The sequence below is a fragment of the Caldimonas caldifontis genome (assembly GCF_002930615.1).
In the GTDB taxonomy this organism is placed as follows: Bacteria; Pseudomonadota; Gammaproteobacteria; order Burkholderiales; family Burkholderiaceae_C; genus Caldimonas; species Caldimonas caldifontis.
Window position 1 is genome coordinate 127,819 of sequence record NZ_PSNX01000005.1, and the last position, 16,914, is coordinate 144,732.

General features: G+C 69.0%; 15 protein-coding genes. 10 read left to right on the forward strand and 5 right to left on the reverse strand.

Features of this window, described 5'->3' with window-relative positions; translation table 11 throughout:
* Positions 1-107: 107 nt before the first annotated feature.
* From gshA to C1704_RS07680, 3 genes are read left to right on the forward strand one after another with little or no spacing between them, the layout of a single operon-like run.
* On the forward strand, positions 108-1,403 hold the full coding sequence (gshA, locus tag C1704_RS07670; protein WP_104302148.1) for a glutamate--cysteine ligase: 1,296 nt from the start codon (positions 108-110) through the stop codon (positions 1,401-1,403).
* A gap of 13 nt (positions 1,404-1,416) precedes the next feature.
* Entirely contained in the window at positions 1,417-3,300 is a 1,884-nt protein-coding gene (locus tag C1704_RS07675) for a potassium transporter Kup (RefSeq protein WP_104302149.1), read from the forward strand.
* Positions 3,301-3,318: 18 nt separating this feature from the next.
* Positions 3,319-4,494 (forward strand): benzoate/H(+) symporter BenE family transporter, encoded by a 1,176-nt coding sequence (locus C1704_RS07680; protein WP_104302150.1) that lies wholly within the window; start codon positions 3,319-3,321, stop codon positions 4,492-4,494.
* Here C1704_RS07680 and C1704_RS07685 read toward each other — a convergent pair.
* A complete protein-coding gene (locus C1704_RS07685; RefSeq protein ID WP_245876415.1) occupies positions 4,491-5,525 on the reverse strand; it encodes an ABC transporter substrate-binding protein in 1,035 nt (344 codons plus the stop codon). The two genes, C1704_RS07680 and C1704_RS07685, sit on opposite strands and share 4 nt — an antisense overlap.
* A gap of 261 nt (positions 5,526-5,786) precedes the next feature.
* Here C1704_RS07685 and gshB point away from each other — a divergent pair, with 261 nt between their 5' ends.
* Complete coding sequence (gene gshB / locus C1704_RS07690) at positions 5,787-6,752, forward strand: glutathione synthase (RefSeq protein WP_104302152.1); 966 nt, start codon at positions 5,787-5,789, stop codon at positions 6,750-6,752.
* 12 nt (positions 6,753-6,764) lie between these two features.
* Here the strand turns inward: gshB and C1704_RS07695 are convergent, their stop codons facing one another.
* Positions 6,765-7,181, reverse strand: coding sequence for a putative toxin-antitoxin system toxin component, PIN family (locus C1704_RS07695; RefSeq protein WP_104302153.1), 417 nt, complete (start codon positions 7,179-7,181; stop codon positions 6,765-6,767).
* Positions 7,181-7,453: a type II toxin-antitoxin system Phd/YefM family antitoxin gene (locus C1704_RS07700; RefSeq protein WP_104302167.1), complete on the reverse strand. Its 273-nt coding sequence runs from the start codon at positions 7,451-7,453 to the stop codon at positions 7,181-7,183. Before C1704_RS07700 ends, C1704_RS07695 begins: the two co-directional genes overlap by 1 nt.
* Before the next feature lie 92 nt (positions 7,454-7,545).
* On the opposite strand from C1704_RS07700, the gene C1704_RS07705 reads away from it, so the two are divergent.
* On the forward strand, positions 7,546-9,423 hold the full coding sequence (locus C1704_RS07705) for an ATP-binding cassette domain-containing protein (protein WP_104302154.1): 1,878 nt from the start codon (positions 7,546-7,548) through the stop codon (positions 9,421-9,423).
* A gap of 16 nt (positions 9,424-9,439) precedes the next feature.
* Here C1704_RS07705 and C1704_RS07710 read toward each other — a convergent pair whose 3' ends face one another.
* Both C1704_RS07710 and C1704_RS07715 read right to left on the reverse strand, forming a co-directional pair.
* Positions 9,440-10,255 (reverse strand): helix-turn-helix domain-containing protein, encoded by an 816-nt coding sequence (locus tag C1704_RS07710; RefSeq protein ID WP_245876416.1) that lies wholly within the window; start codon positions 10,253-10,255, stop codon positions 9,440-9,442.
* 101 nt (positions 10,256-10,356) lie between these two features.
* Positions 10,357-11,784 carry an aminotransferase-like domain-containing protein gene (locus C1704_RS07715; protein ID WP_104302155.1) on the reverse strand — a complete coding sequence of 476 codons (1,428 nt, stop codon included), beginning with the start codon at positions 11,782-11,784 and terminating at the stop codon, positions 10,357-10,359.
* Positions 11,785-11,892: 108 nt separating this feature from the next.
* Here C1704_RS07715 and C1704_RS07720 point away from each other — a divergent pair, with 108 nt between their 5' ends.
* From C1704_RS07720 to C1704_RS07740, 5 genes are all read left to right on the forward strand, one after another.
* Complete coding sequence (locus tag C1704_RS07720; RefSeq protein WP_104302156.1) at positions 11,893-12,507, forward strand: LysE family translocator; 615 nt, start codon at positions 11,893-11,895, stop codon at positions 12,505-12,507.
* Positions 12,504-13,433 (forward strand): DMT family transporter, encoded by a 930-nt coding sequence (locus tag C1704_RS07725; RefSeq protein WP_104302157.1) that lies wholly within the window; start codon positions 12,504-12,506, stop codon positions 13,431-13,433. Before C1704_RS07720 ends, C1704_RS07725 begins: the two co-directional genes overlap by 4 nt.
* On the forward strand, positions 13,430-14,641 hold the full coding sequence (locus C1704_RS07730) for an aminotransferase-like domain-containing protein (protein ID WP_104302158.1): 1,212 nt from the start codon (positions 13,430-13,432) through the stop codon (positions 14,639-14,641). Before C1704_RS07725 ends, C1704_RS07730 begins: the two co-directional genes overlap by 4 nt.
* Before the next feature lie 10 nt (positions 14,642-14,651).
* Entirely contained in the window at positions 14,652-15,488 is an 837-nt protein-coding gene (locus tag C1704_RS07735) for a PhzF family phenazine biosynthesis protein (RefSeq protein ID WP_104302159.1), read from the forward strand.
* 218 nt (positions 15,489-15,706) lie between these two features.
* Complete coding sequence (locus C1704_RS07740) at positions 15,707-16,834, forward strand: acyltransferase family protein (protein ID WP_170064649.1); 1,128 nt, start codon at positions 15,707-15,709, stop codon at positions 16,832-16,834.
* Positions 16,835-16,914 lie beyond the last annotated feature (80 nt).

A 16,914-nucleotide genomic window follows, 5' to 3' on the forward strand; every position in this document is an offset into this window, starting at 1 on the left:
GGAGGCCCTTTTTCTTGGGCCGAGCCTCTTGCAGTGCAGCAGGCCGGCCCTCAATTCCCTAGAATCCCCAGTCCGGCCCTCGGGCATTTCACGCAGGCACCGCGCGCATGGTTCCCCATCTCATCACGGCCCTCACCGGCCCGATCAACGAGCTTGAGCAACGCATCCTGGAGTCCATGCCGGCGATCGAACGCTGGTTCCGGCTGGAGTGGATGGAACACACGCCGCCCTTCTACACCTCGGTGGACGTGCGCAACGCCGGCTTCAAGCTGGCGCCGGTGGACACCAACCTCTTCCCGGCGGGCTGGAACAACCTCACCGAGGAAATGCTGCCCCTGGCCGTGCAGGCCGCGATGGCAGCGATCGAGAAGATCTGCCCCGAGGCCAAGAACCTGCTGCTGGTGCCCGAGAAGCACACCCGCAACACCTTCTACCTGATGGCGGTGAAGCGGCTGATGCAGATCTTCACCCAGGCCGGCCTGAACGTGCGCCTGGGCACGCTGGATGAGGAGATCAAGGAGCCCACGACGCTTTCGCTGCCCGATGGCGGCACGCTCACGCTCGAACCCCTGCTGCGCAGCAAGCGTCGCCTGGGGCTCAAGGACTTCGACCCCTGCACCATCCTGCTCAACAACGACCTCTCGGCCGGCCTGCCCCCGGTGCTCGAAGGCCTGCACGAGCAGTACCTGCTGCCGCCGCTGCACGCGGGCTGGGCGGTGCGGCGCAAGTCCAACCACTTCAATGCCTACGAAGAGGTGGCCAAGAAGTTTGCCAAGCTGCTGGGCATGGACCCCTGGCTCATCAACCCGATGTATGCGCAGTGCGGCAAGGTCAACTTCCACGAAGGCGAGGGCCTGGACTGCCTGCAGGGCAACGTCGATGCGCTGCTGGGCAAGATCCGCCGCAAGTACAAGGAATACGGCATTCAGGAGCGCCCCTTCGTGATCGTCAAGGCCGATGCCGGCACCTATGGCATGGGCATCATGACCGTGCGCGATGCCAAGGACCTGACCGAACTGAACCGCAAGACGCGCAACAAGATGAGCGTGATCAAGGACGGCCAGTCGGTGTCGGAGGTGCTGATCCAGGAAGGGGTGCCCACCTACGAGCGCATCAACGAAGCCGTGGCCGAGCCGGTGGTCTACATGATCGACCGCTACGTGGTGGGCGGCTTCTACCGTGTGCATGCCGAGCGTGGCATCGACGAGAACCTGAACTCGCCCGGGGCGAGCTTCGTGCCGCTGGCCTTCGCGGAATCGACCCACCTGCCGCGCCCCGGCGAGAAGCCCGGAGCCAGTGCGCCCAACCGCTTCTACATGTACGGCGTGATCGCCCGCCTGGCCATGCTGGCGGCGAGCTACGAGCTGGAAGCGACCGACCCGGACGCCGAGACCTACGACTGACCCGGCACCCGCCGTGCAAGCTGCGCCGTCCTCCCACGCGGGCACGCCGCTGGCCGCGCTCACCCTGGGCGCGGTGGGGGTGGTCTATGGCGACATCGGCACCAGCCCGCTGTATGCGCTGAAGGAGGCCTTCACCCACGGGCAGATGCCGGTCACGCCCGACAACGTGCTGGGCATTCTCTCGCTGATGTTCTGGACGATCACGGTGATCGTCTCGCTCAAGTACGTCACGCTCATCCTGCGGGCCGACAACCATGGCGAAGGCGGGCTGGTGGCCATGATGGCGCTGGCCTCGCAGGCGGTGAAGGACCGCCCGGCGCTGCGCCGCCGCCTGCTGCTGCTGGGCGTGTTCGGCACGGCCATCTTCTTCGGCGACGGCGTCATCACGCCCGCCATCTCGGTGCTCTCGGCCGTCGAGGGCCTGGAGGTGGTGGCGCCGGCCCTGCATCCCTACGTGGTGCCCGTCACGCTGGTGGTGCTCACCGCCCTGTTCGCCGTGCAGCGCCACGGCACCGGCGCCGTGGGCCGCTGGTTCGGGCCGGTGACGGTGCTGTGGTTCCTCGTGCTGGCCGGGCTGGGCCTCGTGCACATCGCGCGCAACCCCGCGGTGCTCGCCGCGCTGGGGCCGCAGCATGCGCTGGGCTTCGTGCTCGATCATCCCGGTCTGGCCTTCATCGCGCTGGGGGCGATCATCCTGTGTGTCACGGGGGCCGAGGCCCTTTATGCCGACCTGAGCCACTTCGGCAAGCGGCCCATCCGCCTGGCCTGGTTCGGCCTGGTGATGCCGGCGCTGGTGCTCAACTATTTCGGTCAGGGCGCGCTGCTGCTGGACCGGCCCGAGGTGGTGAGCAACCCCTTCTACGCCATGGCCCCGCGCTGGGCCTTGCTGCCGCTGATCGGCCTGGCCACCTGCGCCACCGTGATCGCGTCGCAGGCGCTCATCTCTGCCGCGTTCTCGGTCACCAAGCAGGCCATCCAGCTGGGCTACCTGCCGCGCCTGCGCATCACCCACACCTCCGTGCGTGCGGCCGGGCAGATCTACATCCCGGCGGTGAACTGGGGCTTGTACGCCTGCATCGTGGCCGCGGTGGTGGCCTTCGGCTCCAGCAGTGCCCTGGCTTCGGCCTACGGGATTGCGGTGACCATCGACATGCTGATCACCACGCTGATGACCTTCTTCGTGATCCGCTACGCCTGGCGCTATCCGTGGGTGCTGTGTGTGGCGGCCACGGGGCTGTTCTTCGTGGTGGATGCGCTCTTCTTTGCGGCCAACGCGGTGAAGATCCTCGATGGCGGCTGGTTCCCCGTGGCCATCGGAGTGGTGATGTTCACGCTGATGACCACCTGGCAGCGAGGTCGTTCGCTGCTGGGCGAACGACTGCGCGCCGAGGCGATCGAGCTGCCGGCCTTTCTGGAGGCGGCGTTCACCAGCCCGCCCACACGGGTGGAGGGAACGGCGGTGTTCCTGAGTGCCGAGCCCGGCATCACGCCCAATGCGCTGCTGCACAACCTCAAGCACAACAAGGTGCTGCACGAGACCAACCTGTTCGTCACGGTGCGTCACCACGAGGTGCCCTGGATCAGTTTCGACCGCCGGCTGGAAGTGCATTCTCTGGGTCACCACTGCTGGCAGGTGGTGCTGCATTTCGGCTTCAAGAACGAACCCGATGTGCCCGAGGCCCTGGCGCTGCTGCAATCGCAGGGCGTGACCCTGGATGAGATGAACACCAGCTATTTCCTTTCGCGGGAGATCGTCGTGCCCTCGCTGCGATCGGGCATGGCGGCCTGGCGCGACAAGCTCTTCGCCAGCCTGCATCGCAATGCGGCTGCGGCGGCCGACTTCCTGCACCTGCCGGCCAACCGTGTGGTGGAACTCGGCGCCAAGGTGGCGCTGTGAGCGCCGAGGCATGACGGCATGGGGGCGCTGAAGGACCTCTCCCTCTCGGCGGTGGTGGCCGGCTTCGTGGCGGTGCTGGTGGGCTTCACCAGCTCGGTGGCCCTGGTCTTTCAGGCGGCGTCTGCGCTGGGGGCCACGCCGGCCCAGACCACCTCGTGGATCTGGGCGCTGGGCCTGGGCATGGGTGCCACCAGCATCGTGCTGTCGCTGCGCTTTCGCCAGCCGGTGCTCACCGCCTGGTCCACGCCCGGTGCAGCCGTGCTCGCCACGGCGGCCACGGCCAGCGGCATCGGCATGGCCGAGGCCACGGGCGCTTTCATCGTCTGCGCGCTGTTGATCACGCTGTTTGGCATCACCGGCCTCTTTGCCCGCGTGATGAACCGCATCCCGGCGGGCATGGCATCGGCGCTGCTGGCGGGTGTGCTGGCGCGCTTCGGCATGGAGGCCTTTCTTGCGCTGGAGTCGCAGTTCGGCCTGGTGCTGGCGATGCTCGTGGCGTACCTGCTGGGGCGGCGCTGGTGGCCACGCTACGCGGTGCCCGGCGTGCTGGCCGTGGGCATCGTGGCGGCGTCCTGGATGGGAGACCTGCGCTGGTCCGCGGTCGAATGGTCGCTCGCCTGGCCGGTGTGGACCACGCCGCAGTTCACGCTGGCCAGCATCGTCGGGGTCGCCTTGCCCCTGTTCGTGGTGACCATGGCCTCACAGAACCTGCCTGGCGTGGCGGCGATCCGCGCGGCGGGCTATGACACACCGGTGTCGCCCCTCATCACCTGGACGGGCCTGGCCACGCTGGTGCTCGCGCCCTTCGGCGCCTATGCGCTGAACCTCGCGGCCATCACCGCGGCCCTGTGCATGAGCCCCGAGGCGCATGAGGACCCGCGCCGACGCTACATGGCCTCGGTGATGGCGGGGGTCTTCTATCTCGCGGTGGCCGTGGTGGGCGGCGCGGTGGTCGGCCTGCTGGTGGCCTTCCCGAAGGCCCTCGTGCTGGCGGTGGCCGGCCTGGCCCTGCTGGGCACCATCGGCAGCGGTCTGGCGGTGGCGCTGAAGGACGAGGCCCACCGCGAGGCCTCGCTCATCACCTTCCTCGTCACGCTGTCGGGTCTCACGCTCTGGGGCGTGGGCTCGGCCTTCTGGGGCGTGGTGGCGGGCGTGCTGGCCTTGCTGCTGTCTCGCCCGGCCACGCCGCGTTAGCGCACGAAGCGGCCGCCGTCGGCCACCTGCACCAGCTCCACGAAGCGCGAGCCGGTCAGTCCATCAACCGTGTAGTCGATGTCCATGCCGCCCACGCGCCACTTCATGGCCTGCAACACCGCATGCAAGCGGGGGCGTGTCGGGTTCGGGCCGGCGCGACGCAGCGCCTCGATCATCACGCGCGCGTTGAGATACCCCTCGAAGGTGTAGTAGTCCAGCGGCAGCTTGGCGGCCTGTGCCAGTCGCTGGTACTCGCGCACATCCGGCTCCACCACGCCCCACGGATAGGGCACCACCTGGGCGATGGCCAGGCCGCGTGCCCGCTCGCCGGCCACCTTGGCCGTGAGGGTGCCCGAGACGATGGACATGCCGTAGAAGCTGGGCTTGCTGCCGGCGTCCCACAGGGCCTTCATCAAGGTGCCCGGCAAGGTGCCGCCCAGGTACATCAGCACGGCTTGCGGCTGCTGCGCCGCCAGCTGGGTGGCACCGGCGGCCACATTGCTGGCGTCCCCGGCAAAGGCGGCACTGGCCACCGGCTTGCCACCTTGCGCTGCCATTGCCGCCGTGACGGCGTCGAGCGCTTCCTTGCCGCCCGGGTTGTCCAGGTAGGCCACCGCAATGCGGGTGATGCCGATGGTGGTGAGGTGCTGGACGAGGGCCTGCGCTTCGCGGCCCGTGCCGGCGCGGATGAAGTAGGCACTCCCGCGCACCCGCTCGCGCGCGGCATCGGCCACGGCATAGCCGCCCACGGCGGGGGCGCCGCTGTCCTTGAGCACGGATGCCGCCGCAGCCGTGGTGCCCGAGCCGACACAGCCGAAGAAGGCCAGGGCACCGTGCTCGTCGAGCAGGCGACGGTAGTTGTTCACCGCGAGGTCGGGCTTGAGCTCGTCGTCCAGCGACACCAGCCGGATGCGACGCCCGGCCACGCCACCCTGCGCGTTGACATGGTCGAAGGCGAGCCGGGCGCCGTTGAGCATGGAGACGATCGGCCCGCCCAGCGGACCGGTCAGGATGCCCGTCTGACCGAGCACGATATCGTTCGAACCCTGAACCATTTCGCGACCGGTCTGCGCGTGGACGGCGGCCCCCAGGGGGCTGCTTGCTGCTAGAGCGAGGAGGGTTCTTCGGCGCATGGCAATCAACTTCTCGTACTAAAAGGTTAGATGATGTAAATAAAAGGGAGTTTGTGCCACGCTCCCGAGCGCAATGACTGGGGACAACCCTGGGCTGCACCGGCAGGATCGCGCCGAAGGTGCAAAACTACCGGCCTGATCGCCCTCTGCCCCATTCCGATGAAGCTGCTTTTCGTTGCCGACCCCCTCGACCACTTCAAGACCTACAAGGACACCACCTACGCCATGATGCGAGAGGCGGCGTCACGCGGGCACAAGCTGGCGGCCTGCGAGCCGCGGCACCTGTCGTGGCGAAGCGGCGGCCGCGTGACCGCGCTGGCGCGTGACATCCTCCTCACCGGCCAGGTGGGGGACGCGGGCACGCCGTGGTACGTGGCCGACGAGCCGGCCGTGGTGGCTCTGGCCGACGTCGATGCCGTGCTCATGCGCAAGGACCCACCCTTCGATGGTGAGTACTTCTACGCCACGCATCTGCTGGAACAGGCCGAGCGTGAGGGGGCGCGGGTGATCAACACGCCGCGATCCCTGCGCGACCACCCCGAGAAGCTGGCGGTGATGGAGTTCCCGCAGTTCGTCACCCCCACGCTGGTGACACGTGACGCCGAGGACATTCGCCGCTTCCATGCTGAACACCGCGAGATCATCCTCAAGCCCCTGGACGGCATGGGCGGCATGGGCATCTTCCGCGTGGGCCCCGACGGCCTGAACCTGGGCAGCATCACGGAAACCCTGAACGCCCACGGCGAACGCACGGTGATGGTCCAGCGCTTCATCCCCGAGATCGTGGCTGGCGACAAGCGCGTGCTCATCATCGATGGTGAGCCAGTGCCCTTCGTGCTGGCGCGCATCCCGCAGGGCAGCGAGATCCGCGGCAACCTGGCGGCCGGCGGCAAGGGCGTGGCCCAGCCCCTGAACGAGCGCGATCGAGAGATTGCACGCGAGATCGGCCGGGTCCTCAGCCCCCGCGGCCTGCTGCTCATCGGCCTGGACATCATCGGCGACCGCGTCACCGAGATCAACGTGACCAGCCCGACCTGCTTCCAGGAGATCGAGCAGCAGACGGGCTTCGACGTGGCCAAGGTGTTCGTCGATGCGCTGGAGCGAAGGCTCCAGGCGAGCCCCTGAGCGGCGGGCGCCTCAGCCCCCGTGCCGCGACCAGAACTGGGCCGGAGTGAGGATGGGGTAACGGTCGGCCAGCGCCAGCAGATCCTTGTCGCCCGTGATCAGGTAACGTGCCTCGCTGGAACGCAGCGTCTGCAGAACGGGCTGGTCCTTGGGGTCGCGAAGCTGACCCTCGTGTACGTCCGCAGGCTCGACGATGTTGGCCAGGAACAGGAAGCTGTCGGCCAGGTCGCGAATGTCCTCTGCGCTCATCGCCACCCGCGTCAGCCGGGGCAGCACCCGCACCATTTCATCGAGGATGTAGTGCGACAGCACCCCGTCCAGGGCGCCCTGGCGCCAGGCCGCCATGATGCGTCCCGGCACGCTGCCTGGGTAGGCGAGACCGGACACCAGCACATTGGTGTCGAGCACCACGCGCAGCAACGCCGGCATCAGCGCTTGTGGCGCTCGGCGGCCACGGCTGCCTCGATTTCGGCCATTCCTTCGGTGGCGGGGACTTCAGCGTACGCTTGGGAAATGCGTTCGGTCAAGGCGTCGAAGCGATCGCGCATACGCCGGATGCGGGCGAAGGTTTCAGCATCGACCAAGGCGGCCACGGGCTTGCCATCCTTGTTGATGACGATGCTGTCGTTGCGGTATTGCACCTGATTGAGCATCTCGCCCAGGTTCTGCCGGAAATTGACGGCGCTGACTTCGGTGATCATGGCAGTCTCGATCATGCTGATCAATATGATCATTATGCCATGTGTCCGCCAATCACCACGGCCACCCCCGCGTCGATAATGCGCCCCACACCATGGCCCTTCTCACACTCACCAACGCCCACCTGGCCTTCGGCCACGTGGCCCTGCTCGACGGCGCGGCGCTGTCCGTCGAATCCAATGAACGCATCGGCCTGATCGGCCGCAACGGCACCGGCAAGTCTTCGCTGCTCAAGATCCTGGCCGGGCTGGAGAAGCCCGACGACGGCCTGCTGCAGGTGCAGCAGGGGCTGCGCATGGTCTACGTGGCGCAGGAGCCGGTCTTCGCGCCGCGGATCAACGTCTTCGAGGCCGTGAGCGAGGGGCTCGCCGAGGTTCGCGCCCTGCGCGAGCGCTACGAGGCCCATGCGCCGGGCGAAGACCTGGATGCCCTGCAGACCCGTATCGAGGCGCTGGACGGCTGGACCTGGGAGCAGCGGGTCGATGAAACGCTGCACCGGCTGCGGCTGGCCCCCGATGCGCTCATCGACAGTCTCTCCGGTGGCAACCGCAAGCGCGTGGCGCTGGCGCGGGCCCTGGTGGCCCAGCCCGACGTGCTGCTGCTGGACGAGCCCACCAACCACCTCGATCTCGATGCCATCGCCTGGCTGGAAGAGTTGCTGCGCGCCTTCCGCGGCTCGGTGGTGCTGATCACCCACGACCGTGCCTTCCTCGATGGGGTGGCCACGCGCATCGTCGAACTCGACCGCGGCGTGCTGCGCAGCTACCCAGGCAACTTCAGCGCCTACGAGACCCTGAAGGCCCAGCAGCTGGCCGACGAGGCCCTGGCCAATGCACGCGCCGACAAGCTGCTGGCCCAGGAAGAGGTGTGGATCCGCAAGGGCGTGGAAGCGCGGCGCACGCGCAGTGTGGCCCGCATTGCGCGGCTGGAACACCTGCGCGAGCAGCGCGCCCAGCGCCGTGATGCGGTGGGCCGTGTGCGCCTGGACGTGGACGCTGGCGAGCGCAGCGGCAAGCTGGTGGCCGAACTGCAGCACGTGAGCAAGGCCTATGGCGGACGACCCATCGTGCGGGACTTTTCCGCCACCATCCTGCGTGGCGACAAGATCGGCCTGATCGGCCCCAACGGCGCGGGCAAGACCACGCTGCTCAAGCTCATCCTGGGCGAGATCACCCCCGACGCCGGCACGGTGCGCCTGGGCACGAAGCTGCAGGTGGCCTACTTCGACCAGATGCGCGAGGCGCTCGACCTGGAGCGCAGCCTGGCCGACACCATCAGCCCGGGCAGTGAATGGATCGAGATCGGCAACGCGCGCAAGCACGTGATGAGCTACCTGGGCGATTTCCTCTTCGCCCCCGAACGCGCGCACTCGCCGGTGAAGTCGCTCTCGGGCGGCGAGCGCAACCGCCTGTTGCTGGCGCGCCTGTTCGCGCGGCCGGCCAACGTGCTGGTGCTGGACGAACCCACCAACGACCTGGACATCGACACGCTGGAACTGCTGGAAGAGCTGCTGCAGGACTACGACGGCACCGTCTTCCTGGTGAGCCACGACCGGCGCTTCCTCGACAACGTGGTGACCAGCACGATCGCCTGGGAGGGGGATGAGTCGCCGGGTCAGTGGCGCGAGTACGAAGGCGGCTACGAGGACTGGGTGCGCCAGAGTACGCGGCGGCGCGCCCTCCAGGCGCCGACACCGGCCCCTGTGGCCGCACCGAAATCCGCGCCTGCGTCCGCGCCGGCCGCCAAGGCGGCGCGCAAGCTCTCGTACAAGGAGCAGCGCGAACTCGACGAACTGCCCGCGCGCATCGAAGCCCTGGAGGCCGAGCAGAAGGAGCTGGGCGAGTTGCTGGCCAGCCCGGCGCTCTACACCGAAGCCCCGCAGCGCGTGGCCGAGGTGCAGGCGCGCTACGACCAGATCGAGGGTCTGCTGATGGAAGCGCTGGAGCGCTGGGAAGCGCTGGGCTCGCGCTAGGGACAGGGCCGGGGCGCTACCAGTCGCGGCGCCGCAGGCCCAGCCCGGCCAGCCAGGAGTCGCTGATGCGTGGGGACGTGCGGCTCACGATGAGGCCGGACTGCAGGTACAGCGCATTGAGCAGGCGCGCCACGGCGTCGGGGCTCTGCCCGGTGGCATCGACGATGTCGCGTACCGTCATGGGCTGGTCACGCATGTGGCGGATCACCGCGCGGTGGATGCCGTCCACCGGCAGGCTGCGCAGGTCCAGGCCCGGCGTGGTGCGGTAGCAGGCGCTGCCGGCAATCTCGGGCAGCAGCTCGGTTCGGCTGCCATGCAGGGCCAGCATCCACAGCAGCGGGCCGATGGGGTGGTAGTGCTCGTACTCGCCGATCAGCCGGGGTTCATCGTGGCCGGGCGGTTTCATCACCGCCGGCTCCACGCGCATCACGCGCAGCAGCGGCAGGCGCTGCATCAGGTAGACCTGCGGATCGGCCGGGCAGTGGTACAGACGCTGGTGGGGAAACACCGTGACCGGCACGACCACGCCCCCCGCCTGCAGTTGCACCACCACCTGCTGGGCGTGGCGCAGGCAGGCGGCCAGTACCTCCAGCGCCTCGGTGCCATTGGCGCGGTGTTCGAAACGTTCCAGATCGGCCAGCAGCGAAGGGCTGAGCGAAGCCAGTCGCGAGCGGTCGGTGCCGGCCAGCGGGGGCAACTTGTCCAGCTCGTCGAGGTAGCGCTGGAATGCGCTCGCGCGCATCAGCTCCGGCTCGCCGAGCGGTAGGGTCGATTCGTCCATCAGCAGCAGGGCCACCCGGTACGTGCCAGGCGGCTGGTTGTGAGGCCGCACGGGTGAAACCAGACCCCGTGCCACCGAGCGCTCAATGTACTGCAGCCCGATGTCCCTTTGCCACCCTCGCGAAGGGGGATTTACAGGCTGTGGTGACACTTTCACAGGCTGTCGCGCAGACGTGTGAAGTCCTCCCAGACGGCGGCGTCCTGGGTGCTGGCGAAGTTGATCCGCATGAGCGTGCTGGGCTGGCGCACGGCATGGAACAGCGAGCCGGGCGCCAGCAGGTAGCCCTCGTCCATCATGCGCTGGGCCAGGCGGTCGGTGTCCACGCCGGTGTCCACCCAGCCGAACAGGCCCTGCGGCTCGGCGGCGAAGCGGCAGCCGGCCGCCAGAGCCAGCTGCACGGCGCGCGAGCGGGCCGCGTCCAGGCGCTCCCGCACCCGTTCGGCGTGGCGCCGGATCTGTCCCTGTTCCAGGCAATGCGCCAGGGCCTGCTCGAGGATCGACGGGGTGGTGAGCGTGGTGAGCAGCTTGGTGTCGATGAGCCGCTCGACCAGCTCGGGCCCGGCCACCAGATAGCCCACGCGCCAGTTCGGAGCAAGGATCTTGGCGAAGCCGCTCACGTAGAGCGTGCGGTGCAGGCCGTCCAGGGCGGTCAGGCGCGTGGCGTGGGCCGGCGCCAGGTCGCCGTAGGTGTCGTCCTCCACCACATGGAAACCGAACTGCTCGGCCAGACCCAGCAGGCGGTGGGCGGCATGGGGGCTGAGGTTGCCGCCGGTGGGGTTGTGCAGCACGCTCACGGTGATGAAGAGCTTGGGGGCATGCGCGCGGCAGTAGGCCTCCATCACGGCGAGGTCGGGTCCTTCGGGACGACGTGGCACCGGCAGGATGCGCATGCCCATCTGCGAGAGCCGGCCGAACTCCACCGCCCAGCCGGGCTCATCGACCATCACGGCATCGCCCGGGCGCAGCAGCGTGCGGCAGATGACGTCCAGCGCATGGGTGGCGCCTACCGTGGTGACGATCTGGCCGGGCTCGGCACGGATGTCGAGGTCGGCCAGCTTGTGCGACAGCGCGCGGCGCAGCAGGGCATCGCCCGCCGGCTCGCCGTACTGCAGCGACAGCGCATGCAGGCTGGCCGAGGTGGTGACGCGGCGCACCGCGGCACCCAGGAAAGAGGTTTCCAGCCAGGACTGCGGCAGCACACCCAGGCCGGGGTCGTTGCGCGGCGGTCCGTCGCGGCGCGGCATGCGCTGCAGCATGCCGCGGATCAGGGTGGCCGCGTCGATGGGCGCGCTGCTGCGGCCCGGCCCAGGCGAGGGGGCAGCGGCATGGCGCGCGCGCACCGGGTCGGGCCGCGGTTCGCGCACGAAATAGCCACGGTGGCGCCGCGCCTCGATCAGCCCCTGGGCCTGGAGCTGGTCGTAGGCCGCCACCACGGTGTAGGGGCTCACGTCGTGCCGGCGCGCGCATTCGCGCACCGAGGGCAGGCGGCTGCCGGGGGGCAGCAGGCGGCTGCGGATGCGCTCGGCAAAGCGCCCGGCCAGCTGGTCGGTGAGGGTCTGGTCGGACGAACGGCTGAGCATGGCGACGCAAGGAGGGGGACTGTGCTGGCCGAGGAACCAATACAGTGCGCTTTGCGCGCTGGCAATCTGTATTGGTGGTGTATTGGTGTGAAGCATAGACTGGCCTCCATGTCGATGCAAGAGTTCCTCGCCCTGCTGGTGCTGGCCACGGCCATGAGCTTCACGCCCGGGCCCAACACCACGCTGTCCACGGCCCTGGCCGCCAACCGTGGCCTGCGCGGGGCCCTGCACTTCTGCCTGGCCGTGCCGGCGGGCTGGACCTTGCTGATGCTGGCCTGTGGCCTGGGCCTGGGAGCCGTGGTGGTGGCGGCGCCTGCGCTGCGCTGGGCGGTCACGGCCGTGGGGGTGGCCTACATGTTCTGGCTGGCCTGGCAACTCGCCCGTGTGCGCCAGTTGGGCGAGGCCGATCGTTCCCGCCTGGACGTGAGCTTCGTTCAAGGTGTGGCGCTGCAGTTCGTCAACATCAAGGCCTGGATGCTCGCCCTGGCGCTCACGGCCGGCTGGGTCACGAGCAGCGGCGGGGCGCCTGCGGCCAATCCGGGCGAGCGCCTGGCCATCGTGCTGGCGGTGATGGCGGTCTATGCCTTCACCAGCAACCTGACCTACGCGGTCGTGGGCGCCAGCCTGCGCGGCTGGCTGGCGCAGGGGCAGCGTCTGCTGTGGTTCAACCGCACGATGGCGGCCGTGCTGGTGGCCACCGCCTTGTGGATGTTGCGACTATGAGTCGCGAGCAGCGCGGTCTGTGGCTGGGCGTTGTCGGCGTGGCGATCTTCGCGCTCACGCTGCCCATGACACGCGTGGCGGTGGGCACGCCCGAGGCGCCGCTGATGTCCGGCCTCTTCGTGGCCCTGGGCCGTGCCGTGCTGGCGGCCGTGCTGTCGATCGTCTTCCTGCTGGCCACACGCGCGCCGTGGCCGAAGCGCGCCGACTGGCCGGCGCTGTCGCTCACCGCCGGCGGCGTGGTGTTCGGTTTCCCCTTGCTCACCTCGGTGGCGATGCGCCACGTCGAGGCCGTGCACGCCAGTGTCATCGTGGGCGTGCTGCCGCTGGCCACCGCCATGGCCGGCGCCGTGCTGCACCGCCAGCGGCCCGCGCCGCGCTTCTGGCTGTGCGCCGGCCTGGGCAGCGTGCTGGTGGTGGCCTTTGCGCTGCTGAACTCGGGACAGGGCGGGCTGCGCCTGCACCCGGCCGACCTGCTGCTGCTGGCTGCGATGGCCTGCGCGGCGGTCGGCTATGCCTACGGGGCCCGCTTGTCGCAGCACATGCGCGCCGAGCACGTGATCTGCTGGGCGCTGGTGGCCTCGCTGCCAGTGACGCTGCCGCTGGCCTGGTTGACCTGGCCTGCCCAGGCCCTGCCGGCCACCGCCTGGGGCGCCTTCGCCTACGTGTCGGTGGGCTCGATGTGGCTGGGCTTCTTTGCGTGGTATCGCGGCCTGGCCCTGGGCGGCACCGTGCGTGTGAGCCAAGTGCAGCTGCTGCAACCCTTCCTCACGATGCTGTTCGCCGTGCCGCTGCTGGGCGAGCGGCTCGATGCCCTCACACTCGCCTTCGGTGCCGCCGTGGTGGTCACCGTCTTCCTGGGCAAGCGGGCTCCCATCGACACCCGCACGCCCAGCACACCGACCCTGTCCCCAAGGAGCCCTGCATGACCTTCGCCTGGCAACTGGCCCGACGCGCCGACCGCATGAACCCGTCCATCATTCGCGAGATCCTCAAGGTCACCGAGCGGCCGGGCATCCTGTCGCTGGCCGGCGGCCTGCCCTCACCCGACACCTTCCCCGCCGAAGCGATGCGCGTGGCTGCCGACAAGGTGCTGCGCGAGGCCCCGCGCGAAGCCCTGCAATACGCGGCCAGCGAAGGCTACGCCCCCTTGCGCGAGTGGGTGGCCGAGCATCTGGGCCGCCAGGGCATGGCCGTGTCGCCGGGCCAGGTGCTGATCACCACGGGCTCGCAGCAGGGGCTGGACCTGTGCGGCCGCCTGCTGCTCGATGCCGGCAGCCGCGTGCTGGTCGAGACGCCCACCTACCTGGGCGCCCTGCAGGCCTTTGCGCCCAACGAGCCGCAAGTGGACGAAGTGGCCAGCGATGACGACGGCCCCGTGCCCGAGGCGCTGGCCGAGGCCACCACGCGCGGCGGCGACCGGGCGCGCTTCCTCTACGTGCTGCCCAACTTCCAGAACCCGAGCGGGCGCTGCATGAGCGAGGCGCGCCGTGCGGCCCTGGTGGACGCCGCCCAGGCGGCCGGCCTGCCGCTGCTGGAAGACAACCCCTATGGCGACCTGTGGTTCGACACGCCACCGGCGCCCACCCTGGCCTCGCGCTGGGCCGAGGGCACGGTCTACCTGGGCAGCTTCTCGAAGGTGCTCGCGCCGGGCCTGCGCCTGGGCTACGTCGTGGCGCCCAGCGCGCTGTACCCCAAGCTGCTGCAGGCCAAGCAGGCGGCCGACCTGCACACGCCGGTGTTCAACCAGCGCCTGGTGCACGAGGTGATCCGCGAGGGCTTTCTCGACACCCACGTGCCCACCATCCGCGCGCGCTATGCCAAGCATCGCGACGCGATGGAGACTGCGCTGCGCCGCCATCTCCCGTCAGGGTGTCACTGGACCTCTCCGCAAGGCGGCATGTTCTTCTGGCTCACGCTGCCGAGCGAGATCGACAGCCTGGCCCTGCTGCCGCTGGCGGTGGAGGCCGGTGTGGCCTTCGTGCCCGGGGCGGCCTTCTATGCGCGCACCCCGCAAGCCAACACCCTGCGCCTGTCCTTCGTCACCCTCGCGCCCGAGCAGATCGAGCGCGCCGTGGCCTTGCTGGGTGGCGTGCTGAAGGATGTGCTCGCGCGTACCCCGGTCCTCACGCCTTGAACCGAAGCCCATGAGCGTCCATCCCTACCGCACCGTCGATGTCTTCACCGCCGAACCCCTGCGCGGCAACCCACTGGCCGTTGTCTTTGACGCCGACGGCCTGAGCGATGCGCAGATGCAGGACATCGCCCGCTGGATCAACCTCTCGGAAACCACCTTCCTGCTGCCGCCGACCGAGACGGGCGCCGACTACCGCGTACGCATCTTCACGCCGGGCGGTGAACTGCCCTTTGCCGGCCACCCCACGCTCGGCACCTGCCATGCCTGGCTCGAGGCCGGCGGACGGCCGCAGCACGACGACGAAGTGGTGCAGCAATGCGGTGTGGGCCTGGTGCGCATCCGCCGCAGCGGGGCACGACCCGCCTTCGCGGCGCCGCCGATGCGCGCCAGCGAGGTGGCCCCCTCGATGCAGCGCGAGGTCCTCGCTGCCCTGGGCCTGCAGCCCGAGCAGGTCCTGGCCGTGAGGATGCTCGTCAACGGCCCCCATTGGCTGAGCCTGTTGCTCGACAGCGCCCGGACCGTGCTGTCGCTGGAGCCCGACCACCGGGCCCTGGCCACGCTGGCCAAGGTTGGAGTGATCGGGGCCCACGCCGACGGCGGTGACGCGCAGTTCGAGGTGCGTGGTTTCGTCAGCCATGCCGGCGTCCCCGAAGACCCGGTGACCGGCAGCCTCAACGCCGCGCTGGCGCAATGGCTCATCGCCGAAGGCCGGGCCCCGCGCCGCTACGTGGCTGCGCAGGGCACGCGGCTGGGGCGGGCCGGGCGCGTCTTCATCGAGGCCGACGACCACCACGTGTGGGTGGGCGGCGACACCGTCACCTGCATCCGGGGGGAGCTGCACCTGTGAATGCCTGCCTCGAGCAGATCCGTGGGCCCGATGGGTGAGGGCGGCGAGCTTTTTTGCGGTGCTACGGCCAGGTGCTGAGCATCGCCGACGCCCGCGACAACGCCAGGACCCGGCGCGTTGTCCCGGGAATCGACGTGCCTGCAATCCCTTGAACGGGGGTCAACCGGCCACCGCTGAGCGCGTTGATCCGTTCACGGACAAGGGCGCTCGGAGGGGCAGTGGGAGTTGAGAGGCAGACGGCCGAAGGACAGCATGCGATCGCGGCATCGGCGCGGCCGCGCTCGGCCCTGGTCGACGTGGGCAAGGGCCTGGGCATCCTGCTGGTGGTCTTCGGCCACAACGCCTGGGTGGCCGACCATCTGCTCTGGCTGGACGAGGTCATCAGCACCTTCCGGCTGCCGCTGTTCTTCTTTCTCGCCGGTGTGACGTTTCCCGCCGGCCGGAGCGTGGCCGACACCGCCCGCCGGCGTGCCGATGCCCTGCTCAAGCCCTTCGCCGTGGTGGTGCTGGCCTATGCCATCACCCATGCTGCGCGGGCGGATGTCACGCTCGAATCCACAGCGTTGTCCCTGTTCTATGCCACCGGCTTCACGCTGGTGTGGGTCCCGATGTGGTTCCTGCCGCACCTGTGGCTGGTCAGCGTGGCCGCTGCAGCCTACCTGCAGTGGCTCGCCCCCCGGCTCACCACGGTCCGGTCCCGTGTGATGGCCCTGGCCGCCATGGCATGGGCGGGCGCCTATGTGATCCATCTGTTTCACAACCCGGTCGATGACACGGCGTGCATGCATCACACGCGCTTCAGCGCTGATCTGTTCGCCTGCGGCCTGCCCTTCAGTGCGGATGTGTTGCTGCTCTCGGGCTTCTTCTTCCTCACCGGCCAGCATCTGAAGCGGCGGGTGCTGGCCTTGCAGCCGCATCCGCTGTGGATCGCGGTCGCCGCAGCCATCTTCGCTGCCCTGTGGTTCGGCTTCCATCAGACCATCAACTTCAACTTCCGCAGCTATGGCCATGCGCTCATCGTCCCGTTGCAGGCCCTCGCCGCCATCTATCTGGCCTTGACCCTGTGCCACACCCTGGGCCGTTGGCAGACCTTGACGAGAGTGCTGTCCTATGTCGGGCGGGGCAGCCTCTTCATCCTGGTGTTCCACTCCCCCCTCCAGGCCAAGGCCCTGGCCTGGTTGGCGCGATGGCCCGGGCCGGGGGTGGTGTCCATGCTGCTGTCTTTCGTGGCGGCGGTGGGGCTCAGTCTGTTGCTGTGGGAAGGGGTACGCCGGCAGCCTGCCTTGTCCTGGCTGCTGCTGCCCCGATCGGGGACGCCCTCACGCCAGGTAGATGTGACAGTCTAGGGCGTGTTCACACTAATTGCGATGATGGTCGGGGCATTGGACACTTGGGGGCATGGAAATCACGCCCGAGCAATTCGCTG

Excerpts from the sequence above, each read along its gene's own strand:
- C1704_RS07730 (WP_104302158.1), top strand. The coding sequence starts at position 13,430 with ATGACCTTCGCCTGGCAACTGGCCCGACGCGCCGACCGCATGAACCCG.
- C1704_RS07715 (WP_104302155.1), bottom strand. The coding sequence starts at position 11,784 with ATGCTCAGCCGTTCGTCCGACCAGACCCTCACCGACCAGCTGGCCGGG.
- C1704_RS07735 (WP_104302159.1), top strand. The coding sequence starts at position 14,652 with ATGAGCGTCCATCCCTACCGCACCGTCGATGTCTTCACCGCCGAACCC.
- C1704_RS07725 (WP_104302157.1), top strand. The coding sequence starts at position 12,504 with ATGAGTCGCGAGCAGCGCGGTCTGTGGCTGGGCGTTGTCGGCGTGGCG.
- C1704_RS07680 (WP_104302150.1), top strand. The coding sequence starts at position 3,319 with ATGGGGGCGCTGAAGGACCTCTCCCTCTCGGCGGTGGTGGCCGGCTTC.
- C1704_RS07695 (WP_104302153.1), bottom strand. The coding sequence starts at position 7,181 with ATGCCGGCGTTGCTGCGCGTGGTGCTCGACACCAATGTGCTGGTGTCC.
- C1704_RS07705 (WP_104302154.1), top strand. The coding sequence starts at position 7,546 with ATGGCCCTTCTCACACTCACCAACGCCCACCTGGCCTTCGGCCACGTG.
- gshA (WP_104302148.1), top strand. The coding sequence starts at position 108 with ATGGTTCCCCATCTCATCACGGCCCTCACCGGCCCGATCAACGAGCTT.
- gshB (WP_104302152.1), top strand. The coding sequence starts at position 5,787 with ATGAAGCTGCTTTTCGTTGCCGACCCCCTCGACCACTTCAAGACCTAC.
- C1704_RS07720 (WP_104302156.1), top strand. The coding sequence starts at position 11,893 with ATGTCGATGCAAGAGTTCCTCGCCCTGCTGGTGCTGGCCACGGCCATG.
- C1704_RS07700 (WP_104302167.1), bottom strand. The coding sequence starts at position 7,453 with ATGATCACCGAAGTCAGCGCCGTCAATTTCCGGCAGAACCTGGGCGAG.